This window comes from Planococcus sp. ANT_H30 (assembly GCF_008369335.1).
GTDB classification, from domain to species: domain Bacteria; phylum Bacillota; class Bacilli; order Bacillales_A; family Planococcaceae; genus Planococcus; species Planococcus kocurii.
Window position 1 is genome coordinate 106,008 of sequence record NZ_VOBJ01000002.1, and the last position, 23,398, is coordinate 129,405.

Below are 23,398 nucleotides of genomic sequence, written 5' to 3' on the forward strand. Positions count from 1 at the left end.
CTCCAATTAATTTGCTGTTTCGTCTGTAAATTTCGAAAGAACGCCGTTAACAAAGCGACTCGATTTATCGTCTCCAAAAGTTTTGCACAGTTCAATCGCTTCGTTCATGATGACACGTGCAGGTGCATCTTCCATATGGTCTAGTTCAAAGATCGCCATGCGAAGAATTGTTCGTTCAATTTTCGGTAACCGTTCTAACGACCAATTTTCCAAATGTCCAACTAATTTTTCATCAATTTTTTCCATATTGCTGTAAGTGCCTTGAACTAATAGACTATAGAAGTTATCATTTTCTCCAGCCATTACATGGTCCATAGCCTCATCAATTGTCAGTTCAGTGCCTTCAAGTTGAAATAAGGTCTGAAGCGCTTTTTCGCGTGCTTCGTGTCGTTTCATAATATGTCCGGTCTCCTTTTCACAGCTAATTACCTCTTATTATACAGGTTTTCGGACTGAACTTCCATGTTTGAAATGTTCGGTCAATAGTTCAACACAACAAAATTCTGGGCTTAGCAGACAAAAAAGACGAGGCCGTCCCGAAGCCAGTGCTAGCGCTTCAGGACAGCCTCGCTGTCTATTCTGTTGCTTGAGACTCGAAGTTAATGCCTGTAATGTGCACATTCACTTCTTGTGTTTGAAGCGACGTCATATTTTCAAGCGTTTGACGAACCTGCTCTTGAATTTTTAAAGCTGTCTTTGGAATTGATACACCATAGTTAATGACGCAATAAACATCAATCGCTAGTCCTTCTTCAGACAAGTCGGTTTTGATGCCTTTGCCGTGAACTTTCTTGCCTAACCGCTCAACTACATCAGAAGCAAAATTACCACGCATGCTTGCAACACCTTCAATATCCGTCGCTGCAATGCTCGCAATGATCTCCAAAACTTCTGGAGCCACTTCGATGTTACCTAAATTTTGTGCTCCATGAGACTTCATCCGTACATAAGGTGCTGTTTTTTCTGCCATTTGCAAAGCTCCTCCTTTAAGATCCCAGTACGTCGTATTTTTCCAGGAATTTCGTATTGAAATCGCCTGATTTGAATACTTCGTGATCCATTAATTTTGAATGGAATGGAATCGTCGTGAACACGCCTTCAATGACAAACTCATCTAACGCGCGTTTCATTTTCGCTACCGCTTCTTCGCGCGTATCAGCAAAAGTAATTAGTTTAGCAACCATGGAATCATAATACGGGGGAATGCTGTATCCCGAGTACATAGCCGAATCTATTCTTACGCCCATACCACCTGGGGGCAGGTACATCTCTACTTTGCCTGCTGAAGGCATAAAGTTTTTCGCTGGGTTTTCCGCATTTATACGGCATTCGATCGACCAGCCCTTAAAAACGACATCTTTTTGTTTATAAGCTAGTTTTTCGCCCGAAGCAACTTTTAATTGCTGTTGAATCAAATCAATTCCTGTAATCATTTCTGTTACTGGATGCTCTACTTGAATACGTGTGTTCATTTCCATAAAGTAAAATTTCTGGTTAACTGCGTCAAAGATAAATTCAACTGTCCCAGCACCACGGTAGTCGACGGCCAAAGCAGCTTTTACTGCAGCATCGCCCATTTCTGCGCGCAACTCAGGAGACAAAGCCGGTGAAGGCGCTTCTTCAACTAATTTTTGCATGCGGCGCTGAATTGAACAGTCACGCTCACCTAAATGAATGGCATTGCCATGTGAGTCTGCTAACACTTGAATTTCAATATGACGGAAATCTTCGATAAATTTCTCGATATAAACGCCTGGATTCCCAAAAGCAGCTGCTGCTTCTTTTTGCGTCATTTTCAGACCTGTAACAAAATCTTCGCGCGTTCGGGCCACACGAATTCCTTTTCCACCACCGCCGGCAGTTGCTTTAATGATGACCGGAAATCCGATTTCATCTGCAATCCGTAAGCCGTCTTCTTCACTAGCTACAATACCAGTGGAACCTGGAACAACTGGGACACCGGCTTTGCGCATCGTTTCACGGGCTACGTCTTTAGTACCCATACGCGAAATAGCATCGGCTGTTGGACCGATAAACATCATATCGCAAGCTTCGCATAATTCAGCAAAACTCGCGTTTTCAGCTAAAAATCCGTACCCTGGATGAATGCCATCACAATTTGTTAGCTTAGCAACTGACATGATATTTGAAAAGTTCAAATAACTATCTTTTGATAATTTTGGACCGATGCAATAAGCCTCATCTGCAAGTTCCACATGAAGCGCTTCTTTATCTGCTTCTGAATATACTGCGACCGTCTCAATGTCCATCTCTTTACAAGCACGAATAATCCGGACCGCAATTTCCCCACGGTTTGCAATTAATACTTTTTTCATCGCTTTCATCGCTATCTCCCCTTTCCTCAGTTTGCTTTCACGAGGAATAAAGGTTGGCCGTATTCGACAAGCTGACCATCTTTTACAAGTATTTCAGCAATTTCCCCATCTACTTCTGCTTCGATTTCGTTGAATAATTTCATCGCTTCAACAATACACACTACTTGATCGGCAGTAACTTTAGATCCTACTTGTACATAAGCCGCTTCCTCTGGAGATGGAGATTCATAGAAAGTACCGACCATTGGTGAAAGAATTTTGTGATACGCTGAATCGCTGCTAGCGGGAATTTCGGGTGTTTCTTGTGATACCAGTCTTTCTGCTTCTGACTCTTTTGTCGGTGCAGATGCACTTGGTGCTTCTACCGCTTTTGGTTGTTGAGGTGTTTGTGCTGCTGAGTTAAGCGTTTGTTGAGCGGAGCCCGAACCATTTTTTTTCATTTTCACTTTAACGCCTTCAAATTCGTAAGAGAACTCTTCAATTGATGACCCATCTACCAATTTGATGATTTCGCGGATTTCTTGAATTTTCATATTCATCCTACTCCCCTAATATGTAGTTAATTGATTTCTATTCTATTTTAGACTTTTTCGTTCTATTTTGAAATAGCTAAGCTGACTTTTTAAAAAAAGGCCTCTAGCAATAGAGGCCTTCTGCTTGTTATTGAGCTCTTGATACGTACGACGAGTCTGTCGTGTTAATAATCAAGTGATCGCCTTCGTTGATGAAGAACGGCACTTGAACAGACAAGCCAGTTGACAATTTCGCTGGTTTTGATCCACCGCTTGCCGTATCCCCTTTAATGCCTGGATCCGTTTCAACTACTTCTAGAACAACCGTATTCGGTAGTTCAACACCTAATACTTCGCCTTGAAATTGAATAACTTGAACTTCCATGTTTTCTTGAAGAAACTTCAATTCGTATTCAATGTTTTTTTCAGGCAATTCAATTTGATCGTATGTTTCCATATCCATAAATGCGTGCATATCACCATTGGCATACAAATACTGCATTTTGCTGTTATCGATTTGTGCTTTCGCGACTTTTTCGCCTGCACGGAATGTCTTTTCAGTGACACTTCCAGAACGCAGGTTGCGAAGTTTTGAACGCACAAATGCTGCGCCTTTACCTGGTTTTACATGTTGGAATTCCATAACGCGCCAAATTCCGCCGTCTACTTCAATTGTGACACCTGTCTTAAAATCGTTTACTGAAATCATAGTAGTTCCTCCGTTTGTTATAAAATGCGTAGCTCTTTTGTGGAGTTAGTCAACCGTTCATTTCCTGACTCGGTTATCAGTATATCATCTTCAATGCGCACTCCGCCAATTCCCGGTAGATAAATTCCCGGTTCTACTGTTACAGCCATGTTCGGCTCAAGAATTGTTTCTGATTTAAAAGACAATCCCGGACCTTCGTGAACTTCTAAACCGATGCCATGACCCGTTGAATGGCCGAATGCGTCGCCATAGCCTTTAGATTTAATATAATCTCGTGCGATAGCATCCGCTTCTATCCCACTTATACCTGGACCAATTTTCTCTACACCTAGTTCTTGTGCTTTCAAGACCACATCATAGACTTCCTTCATTTTCTCTGAAGGCTGACCGACTGCAACCGTACGGGTAATATCTGAAATGTAGCCATTGTATAAAGCACCGAAATCAAGTGTAACCATGTCACCTTTTTCAATAATTTTATCTGTAGCTACGCCATGAGGCAATGCCGAACGAAGTCCAGACGCAACGATAATATCAAAACTTGATGATGTCGCTCCTTGTTTTCTCATGAAAAATTCCAGTTCATTAGAAACTTCAAGCTCTGTCAATCCTGGACGAATAAATCCGCAAATATGCTCAAAAGCATCATCTGCAATTTTAGCAGCTGCTTTTAAAATTGTGATTTCTTCTGGTGTCTTGACCATCCGAATTTTTTCAACCAAATCGCTGACAGGCTGTAACTCTATATCCATCTTGGATTTATATTGCATAGCTGTTGCATAAGTCATATGATCTTGTTCAAAAGCTAGTGTTTGAATAGCTAACGACTTAACCGTTTTGATTGCCTCGTCAGTTAAGTTTTTTTCTGCTTGGACAACAACAAAATCTTCAACTTGGTCATTGGCTTGCTCAGTGTAACGAAAATCAGTAATAAAAACCGCCTTTTCCTGTGTCACGATTGCCAGTCCAGCTGTTCCCGTAAATCCAGTAATATAGCGCAAGTTAAAAGAACTGGTAATAAGCAGTGCCTCAATATTTCGGCTGTTCATTTCCGTACGTAGTTTTTGAATTTTCAACATATTCATCCTCTCTCTTGTTTCAAGATCAATGCTTGTAGTGCTAATTTGTAGACATCCTGGCCAAAGCCAACAATTTGTCCGACAGTAACTGGGGAGATGTATGAATGATGGCGGAACTCCTCACGTTTGTGGACATTTGATATATGTACTTCAATAACAGGGACTTTGATTGCGGCAATCGCATCTCGAATAGCGATGCTCGTATGCGTATAGGCACCAGCGTTCAATACAATTCCTGATAATGCATCGTCTCCTGCTCCGTGAATCCAATCAATCAATTCCCCCTCGTGATTCGACTGCCGACAAATCAATTCAATATGATGCTGGTTAGAAAATTCCACTAATTCTTGCTCTAACTCTTCTAGCGTAAACGTTCCATAAGCTTCTTTCTCTCTCTTGCCCAAACGATTTAAGTTAGGACCGTTCAAGATCAGCACGCGCATTCAACTTTCCCCTCCCCTTATACATTCTTAATTATTTTAACATATCGGAACAATCGAGCAACTATTTAGAAAAGCTCAAGCACCCGTGTAAGTCCGACGGGCATAAGACAGACCAGCAGAGCGGCGTTCTTTGCCGCACAGCTGGGTTGGCTTATGACCCTAGGACTTGGGTGCTTGAGCTAGACAATAAAAGAAAAGCTCAAGCACCCGTGTAAGTCTGACGGGCATAAGACAGACCAGCAGAGCGGCGTTCTCTGCCGCACAGCTGGGTTGGCTTATGACCCTAGGACTTGGGTGCTTGAGCTAGACAATAAAAGAAAAGCGAAAGCCCCTGCATAGAACCGACGGGCTTAAGACGACTTGCCGAAGCGGTGTTTTGGTACAGAATATAAAAAAACGCGGTAGCTTGTTAGCCACCGCGTTCATTATTTTTACAATCCACATTTAAGTTGAGCGTTACAGTTGGTGCATGTATTGCAGCCACCCATTTCTTCTACTGTTCCTTTTCGGCAAACTGGACATGTATCGCCCACTTCAGAACCGATAGTAACGTTAGTTGAACGGAGATCCTGGATGGTATCGATTAAAACGATCGGACGCTTGCCAGTTTCTTCTGGTTGTTGCTCTTCTTCAAAGTTATTGTCTTCAGCTTTTAATGTTAAAACTTGTGAATCACGGCTGCCATCAACATAGACCGTACCGCCTTTTGCTCCACCTTTATACAAACGCTCATAAACGCCTTCTACTTGTTCTACTGTGTAACCGCGTGGTGCGTTGACAGTTTTTGAGATAGACGAATCAATCCAGCGTTGAATAATGCATTGAACATCAGCATGCGCTTCTGGAGCCAAGTCCATTGACGTTACAAATGCTTTTGGAAGGTTTTCTTCGCTTACTTCAGGATTATTTTTCAAATATTCTCCAACGATATCAGCTTTGACTTCAATAAATTTACCAAGTCGGCCGCTACGGTAGTAAGTAAATGAATAATAAGGCTCAAGTCCCGTTGAAACACCAACCATCGTTCCTGTAGACCCTGTTGGCGCAACCGTCAACAGATGTGAATTACGTATACCTTTTTCAAGAATTGCTTCGCGAACATGTTCTGGCATACCTTGCATAAAGCCAGTTTCAGTAAATGCTTTGCGAAGTGCTGCTGTCTCTTCGTCCGTCTTACCAACTAGGAAGGGGAAACTACCGCGTTCTGCTGCTAAGTTTGTCGATACTTCATATGCCGCTGTAGCAATAGTTTCGAAGATTTCATCAACAAGTTTATTGCCTTCTGGTGATCCGTATTCTTTATCGCAATAAATTAGCAAATCTGCTAATCCCATAACGCCAAGACCTACACGGCGCTCACCAAGTGCTTGTACTTGGTTTTCTTCGAGGAAGTATGGCGTTGCGTCAATAACATTATCTTGCATGCGGACACCGACGCGAACTGTTTCTTTCAAGCTTTCAAAATCAACCATTTTCGTTTTTGGATCTGCAAATTGCGCCAAATTGACCGCAGCCAAGTTACAAACCGAATAAGGTGCTAACGGCTGTTCACCACAAGGATTTGTCGCAACAACTTTTTGACCGTATGCTGCAGCATTGGTTTTTTCATTGGCATTATCAATAAAGAAAATACCTGGTTCAGCTGAATATGTCGCACAAATATTGATCAAGTTCCATAGCTCACGAGCTTTCATCGTACGGTAAACGCGGACACCATGGCCCATACTTTCCCATTCACGAACGTCGCCCACTTCTTGCCATTTCTCATTATAAATCGCCATTTCTTCTTTTGAGTACGACTCGACTGCTGGGAAACGCAAATCAAAATCTGCATCATTTTCGACAGCTGTCATGAAATCACTCGTTAGCGTAACGGAAATATTTGCACCGGTTAAGAATTCTTCATTATGAACAGAGTACGTTCCACCGTCACGTAACTTCGTGTCGGCATCACGCATGATTTTTTCATTAAATCCGCCCATGCCAGGAATTGTGCGGTAGTTCAGAATTCCTTGGAACATCGCTTCTTCTTGGGCTGTTAACGGTTTGAATTTCAATTTATCATGAGCCAGTTTTTTAATCGTCTCATCTTGCGTGTTTTCGATCAAATAACGCAAAATACGAGGGTTTTGCATTTTTGAAATGATAAATTCCGCAATATCTGGATGCCAGTCTGCAAGCATAATCATTTGCGCACCGCGACGTGATCCACCTTGTTCAACAAGATGGGTTAATTTCGCGATATCATCTAACCAAGATACAGAACCTGATGATTTGCCGTTAACTCCACGTGCTAATGTATTCCGTGGACGAAGAGTCGAACCGTTCGTACCAACACCGCCACCGCGGCTCATAATTTCCATCACTTGTTTACGGTGATCCGAAATACCTTCGCGTGAATCCGCAACAAACGGCATTACGTAACAATTGAAATACGTTACATCTGTATCCGCTCCTGCTCCGTAAAGAACACGTCCAGCTGGAATGAATTTCAAGCTAACCAATTGCTGATAAAATTTCTCAAACCATTCTTGACGTTTTTCAGAAGTTGTTTCTACTGAGGCAAGACCTGTTGCATTGCGTTTCGCAATTTGCTCGTAGTACACTTCCATTGGCTTTTCAATCACGTCGATCGGACGATTGACAATGCCTGCTACTTGTTCTTCTGGATTGTCGATTGCACTTCTGTAATCTTCCTCAATCCAAACTTTCGCTTTGTTCGTAGTTTTATCAATCGAAACGATGTAACCTAGCCCACGAGCTGGGAATTTCGGATCTTCTTTAACAGTTAATACAACAAAATCTCCCGCTTTGAGCGTTTTTTTCTCTGTATCTTTGAAAGAGTAACGATCAATCATAACAAGACGCGAGACACCTTTGTGCGTTAACTTCATATCTGAAGTGATGGCATGTACTTGCGGAAAGGTTTTGATATCTTCGTTTAAAGCTGATGCATTTAATGAATACTGGGATTGTTGTGTGGCGGAAACCATTTGACAATTCCTCCTTTATGTTATATGGAGTCGGATACTATATATAGTATTACTTCGATTCCCATCATACTACATGTTGAAACTTATTTTCAATAACAAGTTTTTTTTATAGAATTCTGTTAGTTTATAAAGCTATATTTACCAAGGTTTCGAGCTTTTAAATTCGGTAAAATGAGCCAAAAGACCTCACACTCGGAAATTCCACTCGTGATTCGCGTATTTTTTTTCCTCTAAAGCCTTGACTTCTGCTAATTGTTGCTCAGTCAACACATAGGGCTCTAAATCGATAGACAAAGCTTGCTCAAACCCTTTTTTAAAGGCAGCAATGCATTCTTCAGCAGTTGCTGGCGTTTTTCGTAGTGAATTAATCGACACTGCTTTTTCAGGTATCTTCATGCGCATGCGCTCTTTTGCTTCTTCACTCGGAAATTTGAAAACAGATAACAGTTTCTCGGCATCCAAATCAATTAAAATCGCACCATGCTGTAGAATAACACCTTTTTGACGTGTTTGTGCACTTCCTGCCACTTTTTTACCTTCGACGACCATCTCATACCAGCTCGGCGTATCAAAACAAACTGCAGATTTTGGTTTTTTTAAGTCAGCGCGCTTCTCAGCTGTATCCGGTACCGAAAAATAAGCATCGAGCCCTAAGTTTTTAAAGCCTTCCAATAACCCTTCGCTCAGTACACGATAAGCTTCTGTAACAGTTTCTGGCATCTGTGGATAATCTTCGCTGACGATGATACTGTATGTAAGTTCATGTTCATGAAGTACACCTCTGCCCCCTGTTGGACGGCGCACAAAACCAAGTCCTAATCGGTTAACAACATCCATATCAATTTCCTTTTCTACTTTTTGAAAGTAACCAATTGAAAGAGCTGCCGGTTGCCAACCATAAAAACGAATGATCGGCGGAATAAGCCCTTCACTATGCCAAGTCAGCAAGGATTCATCGAGCGCCATATTAAAAGAAGGGGTGCCCGCACCTGAATTTATAAAAACCCATTTCGGATAATTCACAAGATCGCCTCCTATTTCCGATAATTAGTGTAACATTGGCATTGAATATCCGTCATCTCTTCTCTTATAATAAAAGAAGAGTAGAAAGGGGCAAGACCATTGGAATTTTTGTATATTACGATCGCAATACTGTTAGCCATCATCATTTACGCGGTGATTACTTATTTTCGCATTAAAAAAACTGTCACTAACTTGACACAGGAACAGTTTATTGAAGGCTACCGCAAAGCTCAATTAATCGACGTGCGCGAGCCAAAAGATTTTGCAGCAGGTCATATCCTTGGAGCTCGCAATATTCCGCAATCACAATTGCGCCAGCGTTATAAGGAAATTCGCGAAGACAAGCCGGTCTACTTATACGACCAGAACGGAGCTCGCAGCGGACGGGTCGCCATTTTCCTAAAGAAAAAAGGCTATAACCAATTGTTCCAATTGCAAGGCGGATTCAAACAATGGACTGGCAAAATAAAAGCCAAAGTCTAATCATTAAAAAGGCCTTCCACGTCGCTGGAAGGCCTTTTTATATTTATTACAGGTATTGACGAGGATATGCTGTGAAAGCAGCTCACCCATCGGCCAGGCAATTATTTAAGGGATTGTACCTTATATAGTCAGAAGCAAAGAAAGGGATGACTCCTAAGTCTCTGCCGGTTTTTAAAATCACCTTCGGATATGATGAGTATTACGGTGCTAATTGCGACCGCTATTCCAAACGTTACGAAACAATCATCAGCAGTAGATGAAAAAGGGTGCGAAGCATTTGTGCAGATGGTTCAAGGGCAAGTTGAATCCTATCAACTGGACTTAAAGGTGATTTCGACTTTGCTGGATTTTTTAGATGAGATCTCCAGAATTGACGATTGCTTTTGATAGGACCGAAGGCACTTTCTACGTTGATTTTACATTTGTCATCAATCTATCTGAAAGTGCTACTTTTTCTTCCATTTTATAGAAATGAACGCTTTTTTTCTTTTTAGAGTCAACATGGCTAATGACAATGCAAACGGTTCGACTGGGTGAGACAACAAACGGCTGACACACTGTTCTTCAGCAGGAAAAAGGGGGTGTACTCAAAAAGTCGTTTTTCATGACCTTTTAAGACACCCCCTTCTTTTTAAAATTTACTCGACTTTCGTGTAGCGAAGCACAGGATGACGTGCTGCTTTTGTCTCGTCCAAACGATTGATCACCGTCGTATGTGGTGCATTTTGAACGATTTCTGGATTTTCTTCTACTTCTTTCGCAATTTGAATCATCGCGTCTATAAAAGCATCCAATGTTTCTTTCGATTCTGTTTCGGTTGGTTCGATCATCATGCCTTCTTCAACATTTAACGGGAAGTAGATTGTTGGTGGGTGATAGCCAAAGTCAAGTAAGCGTTTCGCCATATCCAATGTGCGAACACCCAGTTTCTTTTGACGACGACCACTTAAAACAAATTCATGCTTGCAATGACGGTCGTATGGCAAATCAAAATGCGGCTGCAATCTGCGCATCATGTAGTTGGCATTTAATACCGCGTATTCTGTTACAGCCTTCAGGCCGTCTGGTCCCATAGAACGAATATACGTATAAGCACGCACATTGATTCCGAAATTTCCGTAGAACGGCTTAACACGGCCGATTGAATCTGGACGGTCATAATCGAACGTATAAGCGTCGTCTTTTTTCACTAATACTGGTTTTGGTAAGTATGGCAACAAGTCATTTTTCACACCAACTGGGCCAGATCCAGGTCCACCACCACCGTGGGGTCCTGTGAAGGTTTTGTGTAAATTCAAGTGAACCACGTCAAAGCCCATGTCTCCTGGACGTGCTTTTGACATAACTGCATTCAAGTTAGCGCCGTCATAATAAAGCTTACCGCCGACTTCGTGAATAATAGCTGCCATTTCCAAAATCTGTTCTTCAAACAAGCCAAGCGTATTCGGATTTGTCAGCATCAATGCCGCTGTGTCATCTCCAACAACGCGCTTCAAGTCTTCCAAATCTACGAGACCTTTATCACTAGATTTTACCGTTACGGTTTCGAATCCGGCAACAGTTGCTGACGCCGGGTTTGTGCCGTGCGCTGAATCTGGAACAATAACTTTTGTGCGTTTAAAATCCCCACGTGCTTCGTGATAAGCCCGAATCATCATTAATCCTGTCCACTCACCATGCGCACCTGCAGCAGGCTGCAAAGTAACTTCATCCATACCCGTAATTTCTTTTAGATGCTCTTGAAGATCAAACATCAACGCAAGAGCACCTTGAACAGTTTTCTCATCTTGTAATGGATGAATATTAGCAAATCCTGGGTAACGAGCGACAGTTTCGTTGATTTTCGGATTGTATTTCATTGTGCAAGATCCTAGTGGATAAAATCCAGAATCCACCCCGTGGTTACGGTTCGATAGCGCTGTATAGTGACGCATAATATCCAGTTCTGACACTTCCGGTAGTTCTGCTGCTTGTGTCCGAATTAAATCGTTCGGTAATAATTCGCTCAAGTCAATTTCAGGTACATCAAGTGTTGGCAAGCTATAACCAACGCGGCCTTCTTTAGTCAGTTCAAAAATTAACGCCTGGTTATCTTTATGCATGAGTAGCCCCCGCTTCCTTCACTTTTGCAGCAATTTCCTGTACGAATGCATCAATCTCTTCTTTAGTTCGTTGTTCCGTAACCGCAACTAGCATATGATCTTGAAATTCATCAAAGCTGAGCCCAAGGTCATAGCCTCCGATCATGCCTTTTTCAAATAAGCGGTCATTTAACTGCTTAACAGGTTCTTCAGTTTTAACAACGACTTCGTTAAAGTGTGCGCCTTCAAATGCAATTTCAAGACCTGCTTTTTTCAATTGTTGTTTCATATAATGTGTCTTTGTGATATTTTGTTTTGCAATTTCTTGCGTCCCCACTTTGCCAAGTGCGGTCATAGCAACAGAAGCCGCTAATGCGTTTAACGCTTGGTTTGAACAAATATTTGATGTCGCTTTATCACGACGAATATGCTGTTCACGTGCCTGCAATGTTAAAACAAAGCCACGACGACCTTCTTCGTCTGTTGTTTCACCGACCAAACGGCCTGGAACTTTACGCATTAATTTTTTTGTTACAGCAAAATAGCCACAATGAGGTCCACCGTATGCTTCAGGAATACCAAAAGGCTGTGCGTCTCCTACTGTGATATCTGCCCCAAGTTGACCTGGTGAAGTTAATGCACCAAGCGCTAATGGATTTGAAGAAACCGCTAGTAATGCGCCTGATGCGTGAACAATCGGCTCAATTTCTTTCAAGTTTTCAACCTGTCCGAAAAAGTTCGGGTATTGAATCATCACTGTTGCAACGTTTTCATCCATCATTTCTTGTAATGCGTCTAAATCTGTATGACCATCTTTTAATGGAATCTCAATAACTTCAATCGACTGACCAAGAGCATACGTACGGACAACGTCACGTGATTCCGGATGAACTGCACGTGACACAAGGATTTTCTTGCGCTTTGTGTGTCCTGCAGCAAGCATACCCGCTTCGGCAAGCGCTGTACCGCCGTCATACATAGACGAATTAGCAATATCCATGCCCGTCAATTCACTAATCATTGTTTGGAACTCAAAAATAGCTTGTAATTCCCCTTGTGAGATTTCTGGCTGATACGGTGTATATGCTGTATAAAACTCAGAGCGCGAAATGACGTGATCCACAATAATTGGCTTGTAATGGTCATATACGCCTGCACCTAAAAACGACGCATAGCGGTTCGTATCAGCATTTTGAGCAGCAAGCTGTGCCAATTCTTTCGTTAACGAAGATTCTGATTTGGCGGCCTTAATGTTGTATTCACCTTTAAAGCGCACGTTTTCCGGAATGTCCGAGAATAATTCATCGATTGAGTTGATGCCGATCGTTTCCAGCATTTCTTTTTCGTCTTGAGCCGTCATTGGTAAATAGCGATGTTTCATTGAGCGCTGTCCCCTTTTCAAGTTAAATTTAGTTGGATCGTTTATAAAATGGCGTTTGTACTGTTGTTGCTTTTAGTCGTTTGCCGCGAATTTCAACTTCTAATTCAATTCCGAGTTCAGCATAGTCACTTGAAACTAGCGCTAACCCGATATTCTTCTTAAGTGTTGGCGATTGAGTACCAGTTGTCACTTCGCCAATTTTTTGATCTCCTGCATATACCGTATAGCCATGACGCGGAATGCCTTTGTCAATCATTTCAATACCTACTAATTTACGTGGCACTCCTGCTTCTTTTTGAACAGTCAATGCTTTTTTACCAATAAAATCTTGCTCTTTTTTCAATTTCACAACAAAATTAATACCGGCTTCTAGTGGCGTTATGTCTTTAGTCAATTCTTGGCCGTATAAAGCAAGGCAGGCTTCAAAGCGCAATGTATCACGTGCACCAAGACCTACAGGCACAATACCTTCTGGTTCACCTTCAGACAAAATTTCATCCCAAAGAACAAGTAGAGATTCGGGAGCTGCGTATAGTTCAAAACCATTTTCGCCCGTGTAACCAGTGCGCGACAAAATCACTTGTTGTCCCGCAACTTCAATATCTTGTTTAAAGCGGAAAGGTTTAATGGCTGAAAGATCTTCTTCTGTTAAACGCTGAAGTACCTTTTCAGCTAAAGGACCTTGCAGAGCCAATAAACCATAGCTTTCAGAGGCATTATCCAATATAACGTCACCCGTTTTCACTTTTTCCATCCATTCAAAATCCTTCTCTATATTAGAGGCATTCACAACCAATAAATAATGTTGATCTGCTAACTTATAAATTAGCAAGTCATCTACTGTGCCACCGTCTTCGTAACACATTGCTGTATATTGCGCTTGCCCATCTTGAATTTTAGAGACATCATTTGTGACAAGGTGTTGAAGATAGTCTAAACTATCTGCTCCTGTGACAAAAATTTCACCCATATGTGACACATCAAAAAGACCTGCTTTTGTTCTAACTGCTTCATGTTCTTCTTTAATGCTCGAAAATTGCACGGGCAGTTCCCAACCGCCAAAATCAATTGTTTTGCCACCATATTTCGAATACGTTTCAAACAGAGGTGTACGCTTTAACTGTGCCAATGATTTTCCTCCTTATTTCTCAACTTCCTATCGGCCAGTTCCAAGAGACATCTGGGCACGAAAAAAGGACAGAGATTTCCCTCTAGAGGGAAATCTCTGTCCTGGAACCTGAAAGTTTACCGTAATGGCTTTCCTCGTTGGTAGCTGACATGCAGCATTCTCCAGAGATGCGTCCTGTCCGAGTCTTTTTGCCTGAGAGATTCATAACTTCTGTTATTTGCTCCTTCGGCGACGCTTCCGCGTTCTCTCCTCGTACAATCATCCGCCCAAATCAAAATTGATTGGTCCAAACCGTTATACAGAATAGTATAACTTTGAATATATCCTAACATTGATCGTCAGAAAGCGCAATCTTTTTTCTTTAATAGGACAAAAGGCGAATGATTTGATTTTAATTAATCAAATCATTCGCCTTTTAAACGTTTTACTTGAAAAGCAGCATATTGTGTAATTTGTCGTAACGTTCGAAATTCGGTACGAATCGTGATATGCGCCGTCTGCTTATAATCACGATAGCGGGCTTTATGCAATTCCTCAATTTCTTCGCGAGTCGATTGGCGGACAATCGGACGGTTCGGATCCCTATGAATACGCCGCCAAATTTCCCGAAACGGGGCATCTAAAAACAACACCAAGCCTGTGTTTCTCATGATTTTTTGATTAGCTTTTCGCATGGTGACGCCACCACCTGTAGAGATGATGCAATGATCATTTTTAAAATTTTGCAAAAATTTCGTTTCTAGTTCCCGAAAATATTCTTCGCCATGCTCTTCAAAGATTTCCGGAATCGTTTTGCCTGTCTGACGAACAATTTCCTTGTCCATGTCATAGAAGGGCAGTTTTAACAGAAAGCTTAGCCTTCTGCCGACCGCGCTTTTTCCGCAGCCCATAAATCCAATCATATATATTCTGTTCATCCTACCCACCCGATACTTACCTCTACTCAGGTATTTTATTTTGCTCAAATTCCTTTAGTAGTTGTATCGTAGCATGTCTATGCGCATTTTCCAAACCATCATACGTTTTATATTGGATGGAATAGAGCGCTAAGGTATGAGATAACAGCAGCAAAGCAAACATGAAAAAGACGATTGCAATTGGATAAACAGCCCCTTTTTCATTTTTTAGGCTGCGTAAAAACATATTCGGCCTCTTCCGTGTTTCCGCTCAAGAATTCGGTCTGAACCTTCAGCTTGTTACCGACCAGCGAAAAATGACTCTGACGAACACGAGTTAACATCACCTCATGACCTTTTCTATTTTTTTGTTTGCGAATCATATCCGTGTAGAGTTCAATGTCAAATTCCTCCCCCATTTGGGCAATACGAATCCCACTGCCTCCATTGATAATTTCAATCGTGTCACTATGATTTAAATAACTTTGTAAATCAATCGCGAAAAGCTGCCATTCTGCTCTATGAGGATCCAAGTCTTTCGCAAAACCAATAGCGAAGCCGAAAAACAACACAATTAGCGGCAGCATCAACAGCAATACCAGCAAATCAAAAATAGCTGTCAAAAATGAAAATCCTTTTTCATCTAGCCGAACTACTCGATGCATAGTTGTTCACGTTCTCCTTTATAATCTGCATAATCAACACATAACTGATCGGTCATTTGCCAACTATAGACAATGCCATTAACGACGCGCTGCCCTTGAATTGCACCCGTCGAAATTTCTCTTGCTGCTTCATGTAAGGTTTCATAAGCGCTAACGCGTTCTTTTTTTACTTGGAGACTTTGCTGAACTCCTATCATCACTGGAAGTAAACTACCGAAAATGATGAATACGATGGATAGGCTAACCATAGTTTCTGCCCAAGAAACTCCTCTATCATTCAGAAAACACCACTCTCCCTCTTCCAAGATGAACCACCAATGCCTTTTCTCCGCGACTCGTCGCAAAACGGAACGTTCCAGACTGAACGACTGAGCCATTTGAATTGAAATAAATTTCAGTAAGGTTACTCGTTTTCTTCAAAGACACCGACACTGGCATCTTTCTGGACACAACGACCATTTGAAGATCTGTAAATATTTCGTACGTCCCTTTCTCTTCCCTAAAAATAATTTTTGCCGTTTTCCCTAAAGAATAGCTTTGACTTTGGGCAAAATAGATATCTTGTTGAAGAATATTAAAAAATTGTTGTTCTTCTTTTTGAGTAGTGAAAGCTTGGTAGCTTGGAATCAGAATAGAAACAATCGTCATTAAGACAGTAAGCACCAGCAACATTTCGAGTAAAGTAAACCCGCATTCTTTAAGGTTTGGCAGACGTCACCACCCCATCAACTGCAATACTTATCACGTCGCCATTTGGACAATCGGTTTCTCCAGTTTTTAAATAACCTGCTGATACAAGCTGCGGCAAAGTCGGAATTACCTTTAAGTCCATTCGATAGGATTCAACTTGGCCTTGAACCATCTGTAAAAAAGAAGGCAATTGCAAGTATTAAGCAAAAAAAGAATTTTCCTAATGTAATGGAAGTCCTAACAACGGTATTACTTTAATTCTTCATATGCTGTTTCCCAGTGTTCTCTAGCAGCCTTATGATCTCTTCTGAAGCTTTCTGTAAACGGTCTAAAAGGAATGGCTAAATTAATTGGATTTATTGGAAAAAGCTTATTATATAAATCTACTTCTTCCTCAAATGAAGGAATTGCAAATTGAAAACTTAATTCATAGTCACCGATTTCAATTCTATGAAGCAACTTTAATTTATCTTCCACTATTAGAGACTTTGAAACTGAAAGAAAATCAATCATGCTTTTTTTATCTTCCACTTTGTCTAAAATATATTCTATGGATTCTATGTTGAGTTTTTCAAATTGCTGATTAAGTTCAGTAATTTGATTTTCTCTATCGTCAACCTTCTTAACTAGCCTTGCTTTCATTTTGTCTGTTTCATTAAGGAAAGCAAACTGATCTGATATTTTATCAATTTCTTCCTCTAATGAGTCTATTTGCTTCTGTATGTCTAGCTTAGTTTGAGCCAATTGCAATTTCTGTTTAGCTAAAAGATTGAGTAATTCTTTATAATAGAATGAATCTCCCATGGCATTAGATAAATACTTTAATTCTACCTCTGCTAAACTTCTATTAAGATTCTGGATTGATATTCCTCTAACCCCACAACCCAACCGCTTCCGTCGTTTCTGACACATGTAATTTATTTTGCCGCCATTTCCTGTATGCCTAATAAACCGAGAACCGCATGAACAAAACAGCTTTTCGTTATATATGTCATTTCTAGCTGGCTTTCTACCAATTTTCTTATTCTTGTTTATCCGCTTTTCTCTAGTTAAATTGGCTTCTTCATACTGCTCAATAGTTACAATTGGCTTTACAGCATTAGGAATTTCAATATATTGATCTATATTATTTTTGCTTCTCTGTGTATCCGTTACATTCTTTTTATAGCTTTTCCCTACTATGGCTGTCCCAGTGTAGATCCGGTTATGAATTACACGGGTTACTTTGTCATTTGTCCAGCGTTTACCTGTCTGACTTAATACACCTTTTTCATTTAATTCTTGAGAGATGAGAGAGCCACCTGCTTCTTTATAACGCTCAAAGATGTGTTTTACTATTTCTGCTTGTTCCTCATGAATAACAATTTCATTGTTTTCATTTCTAGTATATCCATAGGCAATTCTTGCGGGGCTATATTTTCCTTTACTGGCATTGTGCTGCTTTGCGAATTTAATCCGTTTACTCATATTTGCTGATTCATTTTGAGCAATTTGAAAAAGAATACCTAAGTTAAATTCATATCCTTCGTCAAATGTAGACATTCCTGAGTTTTCAAAGATAATATCTACCCCTTTGTCTTTTAGGAGTTTAACAACCATCTGACCTTGTACTGAGCCACGCATGAAGCGGCTAACATCCTTACAAACTATTACATCAAATTTAGGTTTTGTATTTTTAGCAGGAGTAAAAAAATCATAGCCTAAATCATTTCTGGTATAACTTAACCCTGCATCTAAAAGCATCTCTTTGAATTTTACTCGTCTAACATTTGTCCCTGTTAGTCCTTCATCAGCATAGATTTCAGCTAATTCGTACCCCATAGTTTTACAATACTCAGTATATCTTTCTTCTTGATTAACTAGGCTCTTCTGCTGTTCCAGCTTATTAGTTGAAATCCTCGTATACAAAACCGCTTTTTTCTTCAAGTGTCTTCCTCCTTATTTACCACTTAAAACGCTTTACATCTAATGTAGACAAAAAAGAAGCAACCATTTTTGATTGCTCCTCTTTCTACTTATCTTCTAATTCATCTAATAAATTCTTTACAGCTCTATTAAAAAACAAGCTTTTAAACCCTCTTTTACCGTCTGCTAGTTTATTTAATCTATCTGCCAATTCTCTATCTAATAGGAAAGTAGTTCTTGCATGAGAATCTTCAATGTTTACTTTAGGCTTTGAAAGCATTTCTTTCAGTTCATCGACTTCTTTTTCTTTTGCCATGTTAAACGCCCCTTTCATAACACTTACTTATATGTAGTCTAAGTATAGATGAGGACATATATAAAGTAAACATAGAATATGTTTAACTGTATGCTAATAGTTGTACTTATTCAAAAGTAGACAAAAAAAGGGCTGCTTCATGGCAAGAGGATTAGCCACAAAACAGCCCTTAAGCAAAACTAGTCTGCTAAGTAAATACTTTGATATTCAATTGTAATTTTAAAATCACCCTGCGTAAGAAGCGTATTCTCATCTACTGAAAAAGTTAGCCATTCACCATTATGATTTGAATAACGATAAACTCCTAAATTTTCGAGATTAGAAATAAGCTCTTCGTGTTCATTATCTACAAACACTTCTTCATTGAGAGCTAAATTTGATAGCGTAAAAGTTTGATCTGACTCTACCATTGTAAGAGAAATATCTCCCTGTGATACAGTTTTTGTAATCCACATCTTAGGTTTTATTTCCATATCTCCACTATTGAGAACACTAAAAGATGAGTTGCCTGATTCAATATCTTCTATAATAAGCGGATGGGAATAACTATAAGGTGAATCACATCTTATAGTTAATTTTACATACCCTTCTTTTCTTCCATTATGAAGTAAAGAGGAATTACCGTGAACAATAGCGTAGAAAATTCTATCAGGATTAGATTCAAAAGTTAATGGCTTATAAAAGTCTTTGAATAGCCACTTTGCCACCTGCCTAATATTATTTCTATCTTCCCATTGTTCAATGAAGAAACTTAATTCAAATTCTAAAGGCTCTGATTCTACCCTTTGAAAGTAAGGCTTGTTTCTATTTGCTGATTTCGTTTCAATAATTGATCTATTAGGAAGAAAGCTTTCTTCAAACAATCCCCCACCTTCATTAACAATATAAACACCCATATCTTCTGAGGCTATATTATCAAAAGAAAAATTAATTGATTCTCTCATTATTTAATCCCCTTATTTCTTCTAAGACTGTTTTGAATTTTTGAAGCAAATGAATCTACTTCAGCATTACTATTTGTATTCATATTTTCAACGTTAAAATTAAAGTTATAAGTTTCTCCACCAGAATCAATCACAGTTGCAGAATTAGACTTAGGGTTTTGCATAGTGGATGCAATACCACGCCCAATACTTCCAAGCACTTGAGCAGTTAAAGGAAGAATTGCTTCACTTCCAGCCTCTCCTACACCTTGCAAACCTTGAGAGCTATTCAAAATAGTAGGCTTGTTGAAAATACCGCCTTTTGCATTCCATGAAATTCCCACTTTAGGAACTGAAGGAGGCATTAAGCTAAATTTACCCGTGAGACTAAACTTAGGCATTTTAGGCATTGAAATTTTAGGGAACGTTAATTTCAATCCGCTAAAGAATCCCTTGATTTTACTTATAGCATTGCCTATAGCTGTTTTAGCTGCTTCTACTGGATTTGTCATAGCTGATTTAATACTGCTGAAAATACTTGAAGCTGAACTCTTAACAGAATTAAACTTAGCAACAATTGAAGATTTTAGAGTTTCAACCGTATTTACAATAGTTGATTTAATACTATTCCATACAGAGCTAGCTGTAGATTTAATAGAGTTAAATACTGACACAATACTACTTTTAACACTGTTCCAGATACTTGTAACAGTAGACTTTATAGAATTCATGATTGTAGTAATAGTTGATTTAATAGCATTCCAAGCACTTGAAGAAACTGATTTAATGGAATTAAACGTAGTAGTTAAAAATGACTTAATTGCATTCCATACACTTGTAACAGTTGATTTAATAGCGTTGAATATAGTTGTTAAAGTTGATTTCAAAGAACTAAACACTGATGAGGCTAATGACTTAATGCCGTTCCATATAGTGCTTAAGAATGATTTAATGCCATTCCAAACCGTCATAATAAGGGTTTTATATACATTAAAAACAGTTGTAAAATACGCTTTTAATGCATTAAATACCGTTGATGCTAATGCCTTAATTCCATTCCACAAACTACTCAAAAACGACTTAATACCATTCCAGACTGAACTTGCTACTGATTTAATGCCATTCCAAACTGAAGAAACTGCATCTCTCAATGCACCAAAGATAGCTACAGCACTTTGCTTTATAGCATTCCATGTTGCGCTAAAGAAGACTTTCAATCCTCCCCAAACGGATGAAGCGACTGATTTAATAGTTTCCCATGCTGTTTTAAGAAAGGCTACCACTGTATCCCAGTTTTTATAAAGCAATATTCCAATAGCTACTAATGCCGCTATCGCTAAAACGACAATAGCAATTGGATTAGCTGCTAATACTAAATTAAAGGCTGTTTGCACTGCCGCTGCTGCTGTTGTTACTGCTGTCCACGCCCCAACAGCAATAGTCCAAGCGGCTTGAGCTGCTGCAATAGCTTTAAACGTTAGCACTCCTGCTGCAATTCCCAAAATCAGAAAATCAAATTTATCAATAAACCAGCCGATTCCTTCAGTAATACTTACAATTACATCTCCAAAACCTTGAATAGCTGTCTTTACAGTATCAAAACCTGAAGTCATTGATCCTGAATCAAACGATAGACTACCAAATAGCTCAGTAAAATTATCCTTTATAGCTGTAATAATTGGTGAAAAGACTGATCCAACATATGAACCAAATGCTTTAAATCCACTCAATACCGCTTGAGGATCAATTTTACCAATCCACTCAGCCAACCCTTTAATACCAGCAATAGCTACCGCTAAAATAGGCTGTCCTAATTGTCCTTTTAAATCTGTCCAAATTTGTTTTAAGTTACCTAACTGATTCTGATAACTTCCTGATTCTCGGCTTGCTTGTCCCATTGCTCCTGCTGATTCTTGCATAGATTCCGCAAAACTTAATCTGACAAGTTGTTTGCCAGCTTCATCGAGACTTTTATAGTCTTGTCCCAATGTATCAGAAGCATATGAAGCCATTTGTGCCTCATTGGCGAAAAGTCCGATTGATTCCCCAGCTTCCCAGTTACCTTTCATAAATGAAGTTAAGGCACTTGAAGCATCTTCCATTGAAACATCATAAAAGGCTGCTGCATCGGCTGAAGCTGTCATAGCTCGGCTTGCACCGTCCATAGCGTCCTCACTGTCTAAGCCTAAGCCTTTGAATAAAGAAGTCATTTGAGTAAATGCTGGCTTAATCCGACTAGAAACCATGCCGAATTCTTGACCCATACCATCAATAGCCTTAGTTGCCTCTCCTTGCAACCCTCCGAAAACTTGCTCAAATTGCGCTGTCATAGCTTGGCTATCTGCTGCTGATTCTACTAAACTAATACCAAAATCCTTAATTTTATCTATCGCAAATGCACCGGCAATAATTCCAGCTACTCCACCTAATGCTGATTTAATACGCCCGACTCCTCCAGATGTAGAGTTTTCTGCTCCACCCATAGAATCGCTAATAGTATCCCCTGCTGCTCTAACTGAATCAGTTATCTGATTCATGGCATTTCTAAACTCCGTAATATCTGCGCTAATTCTTACTGATAAATCTTGCATACTCATTTATATTGCTCACCTCTCTTTTTAAATACAAAAAAAGGGTAAAGCTGCGATAGCCCTACCCTTTTACAATGTATTCGAGAAAGTATTTTTGAAATGTTCTTTATTTCGTTTGATTTCGTCAATTTTAATCTCGTTTAATTGATTGACTTCTTTTGGCTTCTCGAATATCTTGATTAATTTTGCATTTTTAGATTTTGCAGAAGCATAGCCATACATAACCGCAATTTCCATTAGTTCTGTTTGCTCTCTTTGCTCTTCACTATATTGATCTAGCAATAGGAATAAATCATTAAAAGAGTAATGTTCCATGAAATGCTCATAATCATTCAAAGACATTTTTAACTTTCCAACAATCCATTGAAATAGCTTTTCTCCACTTATAAACCCATTACTTTTTACTGGGTACGGCTTTCTTGCCGAAAGTTGCAGTAAATGCTTCCATAACAAGCTCAATAACAGCCGCAAAAGTTTCATAATGTTCAATTGCTGCATCCATTAAATCGCCAATATCATCAAAATTCAGTTTTTTATCTTCCCATTTCAAACCATAAAAAGTAATTTTCATAAGATTTTCCATGCTCATTTCATCTTGCATTTCAGCAATTGACATTCCTAAATCTTTTTCAAGTTTTACTACTGCATTCATACCAAATTTTAAATTACGTTCTTTATCCATTTTGATTTGTACAATTTTCATTAAGTAAACATCCTCTTTGTATAAGTATTTTTATTGATTTTTTTAAAAAACAAACAGCCGAACAATATTTCTATTGCTCAAGCTGTTTTAAGTGTGATTAAACTACTACTGTATCTTCTGTTTTAGTCAATGCTCCAGCACCAGTTAGAGAGATGGAATAAGTAACTACGTCTTCATGTCCTGCTTCAAATTCCAATGAATTTACCAAAGCCATACCTGTATAGCCCCAACCTGAGGGCTTTTTGAATGAAACTTTTACTTTACGTCCTTCAAAGAAAGCTGATTCTAAGTCTTCAAAACCTGCATCATCAATCACTACAATTCCATCTGTAGAAGATTCCCAAGATTTAAAACCGCTGATACTGTCCATCCAGCCTCCAGTATCTTTAGAAGTAATGTCCATGCCCTCGGCTGACATAGAAAGTGTAGCTCCACGCCCACCGCCTACTAATGTGTACACTTCAGGTTCTCCTGGGAATTGTTCTTTCATTGCGTAAATACCGATGTCTAAACCTTTAATTTGTGTCATAAATAATTAAT

General features: G+C 39.6%; 27 protein-coding genes and 1 riboswitch. Of the genes, 2 read left to right on the forward strand and 25 right to left on the reverse strand.

The genetic code is table 11. The features are described from left to right. Positions 1-6 precede the first annotated feature (6 nt). The 9 genes from nusB to FQ085_RS06405 all read right to left on the reverse strand — a co-directional run bounded on the left by nusB (position 7) and on the right by FQ085_RS06405 (position 9,038). Positions 7-396 (reverse strand): transcription antitermination factor NusB, encoded by a 390-nt coding sequence (gene nusB / locus FQ085_RS06365; protein WP_058385503.1) that lies wholly within the window; start codon positions 394-396, stop codon positions 7-9. A 178-nt stretch (positions 397-574) separates the two neighbouring features. Continuing rightward, positions 575-970: an Asp23/Gls24 family envelope stress response protein gene (locus FQ085_RS06370; RefSeq protein WP_058385504.1), complete on the reverse strand. Its 396-nt coding sequence runs from the start codon at positions 968-970 to the stop codon at positions 575-577. A gap of 16 nt (positions 971-986) precedes the next feature. Continuing rightward, positions 987-2,336: an acetyl-CoA carboxylase biotin carboxylase subunit gene (gene accC, locus FQ085_RS06375; protein WP_149456378.1), complete on the reverse strand. Its 1,350-nt coding sequence runs from the start codon at positions 2,334-2,336 to the stop codon at positions 987-989. A gap of 26 nt (positions 2,337-2,362) precedes the next feature. After that, positions 2,363-2,869, reverse strand: coding sequence for an acetyl-CoA carboxylase biotin carboxyl carrier protein (gene accB / locus FQ085_RS06380; RefSeq protein ID WP_149456209.1), 507 nt, complete (start codon positions 2,867-2,869; stop codon positions 2,363-2,365). Between the two features lie 127 nt (positions 2,870-2,996). After that, positions 2,997-3,557, reverse strand: a complete 561-nt coding sequence (efp, locus tag FQ085_RS06385; RefSeq protein WP_058385505.1) for an elongation factor P — start codon at positions 3,555-3,557, stop codon at positions 2,997-2,999. A 17-nt stretch (positions 3,558-3,574) separates the two neighbouring features. Then, positions 3,575-4,636: a M24 family metallopeptidase gene (locus tag FQ085_RS06390; protein WP_188074722.1), complete on the reverse strand. Its 1,062-nt coding sequence runs from the start codon at positions 4,634-4,636 to the stop codon at positions 3,575-3,577. A 2-nt stretch (positions 4,637-4,638) separates the two neighbouring features. Further along, entirely contained in the window at positions 4,639-5,079 is a 441-nt protein-coding gene (gene aroQ / locus FQ085_RS06395; RefSeq protein ID WP_058385506.1) for a type II 3-dehydroquinate dehydratase, read from the reverse strand. 431 nt (positions 5,080-5,510) lie between these two features. Next, positions 5,511-8,072 (reverse strand): vitamin B12-dependent ribonucleotide reductase, encoded by a 2,562-nt coding sequence (locus FQ085_RS06400; protein WP_058385507.1) that lies wholly within the window; start codon positions 8,070-8,072, stop codon positions 5,511-5,513. 186 nt (positions 8,073-8,258) lie between these two features. Beyond that, a complete protein-coding gene (locus tag FQ085_RS06405) occupies positions 8,259-9,038 on the reverse strand; it encodes a lipoate--protein ligase family protein (protein ID WP_179946130.1) in 780 nt (259 codons plus the stop codon). A gap of 156 nt (positions 9,039-9,194) precedes the next feature. On the opposite strand from FQ085_RS06405, the gene FQ085_RS06410 reads away from it, so the two are divergent. Continuing rightward, positions 9,195-9,578, forward strand: coding sequence for a rhodanese-like domain-containing protein (locus FQ085_RS06410; RefSeq protein ID WP_058385509.1), 384 nt, complete (start codon positions 9,195-9,197; stop codon positions 9,576-9,578). Between the two features lie 204 nt (positions 9,579-9,782). After that, entirely contained in the window at positions 9,783-9,965 is a 183-nt protein-coding gene (locus FQ085_RS06415; RefSeq protein WP_262499763.1) for a hypothetical protein, read from the forward strand. A gap of 251 nt (positions 9,966-10,216) precedes the next feature. On the opposite strand, the gene gcvPB is transcribed toward FQ085_RS06415, so the two are convergent. From gcvPB to FQ085_RS06495, 16 genes are all read right to left on the reverse strand, one after another. Beyond that, positions 10,217-11,680, reverse strand: coding sequence for an aminomethyl-transferring glycine dehydrogenase subunit GcvPB (gene gcvPB, locus FQ085_RS06420; RefSeq protein ID WP_149456210.1), 1,464 nt, complete (start codon positions 11,678-11,680; stop codon positions 10,217-10,219). Further along, entirely contained in the window at positions 11,673-13,040 is a 1,368-nt protein-coding gene (gcvPA, locus tag FQ085_RS06425) for an aminomethyl-transferring glycine dehydrogenase subunit GcvPA (protein ID WP_058385511.1), read from the reverse strand. Before gcvPA ends, gcvPB begins: the two co-directional genes overlap by 8 nt. 28 nt (positions 13,041-13,068) lie before the next feature. Further along, a complete protein-coding gene (gene gcvT / locus FQ085_RS06430; protein ID WP_149456211.1) occupies positions 13,069-14,169 on the reverse strand; it encodes a glycine cleavage system aminomethyltransferase GcvT in 1,101 nt (366 codons plus the stop codon). A 170-nt stretch (positions 14,170-14,339) separates the two neighbouring features. After that, positions 14,340-14,431: riboswitch (glycine riboswitch) on the reverse strand. 142 nt (positions 14,432-14,573) lie between these two features. Continuing rightward, a complete protein-coding gene (locus FQ085_RS06435; protein WP_058385513.1) occupies positions 14,574-15,086 on the reverse strand; it encodes a shikimate kinase in 513 nt (170 codons plus the stop codon). Positions 15,087-15,108: 22 nt separating this feature from the next. After that, complete coding sequence (locus FQ085_RS06440; RefSeq protein WP_058385514.1) at positions 15,109-15,312, reverse strand: hypothetical protein; 204 nt, start codon at positions 15,310-15,312, stop codon at positions 15,109-15,111. Continuing rightward, positions 15,287-15,730, reverse strand: a complete 444-nt coding sequence (gene comGF, locus FQ085_RS06445; RefSeq protein ID WP_149456212.1) for a competence type IV pilus minor pilin ComGF — start codon at positions 15,728-15,730, stop codon at positions 15,287-15,289. Before comGF ends, FQ085_RS06440 begins: the two co-directional genes overlap by 26 nt. Then, positions 15,718-15,978 carry a hypothetical protein gene (locus FQ085_RS06450; protein WP_149456380.1) on the reverse strand — a complete coding sequence of 87 codons (261 nt, stop codon included), beginning with the start codon at positions 15,976-15,978 and terminating at the stop codon, positions 15,718-15,720. The genes comGF and FQ085_RS06450 overlap by 13 nt, the downstream gene beginning before the upstream one ends. A gap of 25 nt (positions 15,979-16,003) precedes the next feature. After that, the gene (gene comGD, locus FQ085_RS06455) at positions 16,004-16,441 is read right to left on the reverse strand and encodes a competence type IV pilus minor pilin ComGD (protein ID WP_262499777.1); all 438 of its coding nucleotides are present in this window, start codon (positions 16,439-16,441) and stop codon (positions 16,004-16,006) included. Continuing rightward, positions 16,428-16,562 (reverse strand): hypothetical protein, encoded by a 135-nt coding sequence (locus tag FQ085_RS18265; RefSeq protein ID WP_262499764.1) that lies wholly within the window; start codon positions 16,560-16,562, stop codon positions 16,428-16,430. Before FQ085_RS18265 ends, comGD begins: the two co-directional genes overlap by 14 nt. A gap of 107 nt (positions 16,563-16,669) precedes the next feature. Further along, positions 16,670-18,346 carry a recombinase family protein gene (locus tag FQ085_RS06465; protein ID WP_149456213.1) on the reverse strand — a complete coding sequence of 559 codons (1,677 nt, stop codon included), beginning with the start codon at positions 18,344-18,346 and terminating at the stop codon, positions 16,670-16,672. A gap of 85 nt (positions 18,347-18,431) precedes the next feature. Further along, positions 18,432-18,641, reverse strand: a complete 210-nt coding sequence (locus FQ085_RS06470; RefSeq protein ID WP_149456214.1) for a hypothetical protein — start codon at positions 18,639-18,641, stop codon at positions 18,432-18,434. 179 nt (positions 18,642-18,820) lie between these two features. Further along, positions 18,821-19,585, reverse strand: coding sequence for a distal tail protein Dit (locus tag FQ085_RS06475; RefSeq protein WP_149456215.1), 765 nt, complete (start codon positions 19,583-19,585; stop codon positions 18,821-18,823). Continuing rightward, positions 19,585-22,161: a phage tail protein gene (locus tag FQ085_RS06480; RefSeq protein ID WP_149456216.1), complete on the reverse strand. Its 2,577-nt coding sequence runs from the start codon at positions 22,159-22,161 to the stop codon at positions 19,585-19,587. Before FQ085_RS06480 ends, FQ085_RS06475 begins: the two co-directional genes overlap by 1 nt. 63 nt (positions 22,162-22,224) lie before the next feature. Beyond that, on the reverse strand, positions 22,225-22,497 hold the full coding sequence (locus tag FQ085_RS06485) for a hypothetical protein (RefSeq protein ID WP_149456217.1): 273 nt from the start codon (positions 22,495-22,497) through the stop codon (positions 22,225-22,227). A 52-nt stretch (positions 22,498-22,549) separates the two neighbouring features. Beyond that, complete coding sequence (locus tag FQ085_RS06490) at positions 22,550-22,858, reverse strand: hypothetical protein (protein ID WP_149456218.1); 309 nt, start codon at positions 22,856-22,858, stop codon at positions 22,550-22,552. Positions 22,859-22,955: 97 nt separating this feature from the next. Then, positions 22,956-23,387 carry a phage major tail protein, TP901-1 family gene (locus tag FQ085_RS06495; protein WP_149456219.1) on the reverse strand — a complete coding sequence of 144 codons (432 nt, stop codon included), beginning with the start codon at positions 23,385-23,387 and terminating at the stop codon, positions 22,956-22,958. Between the last annotated feature and the right edge of the window lie 11 nt (positions 23,388-23,398).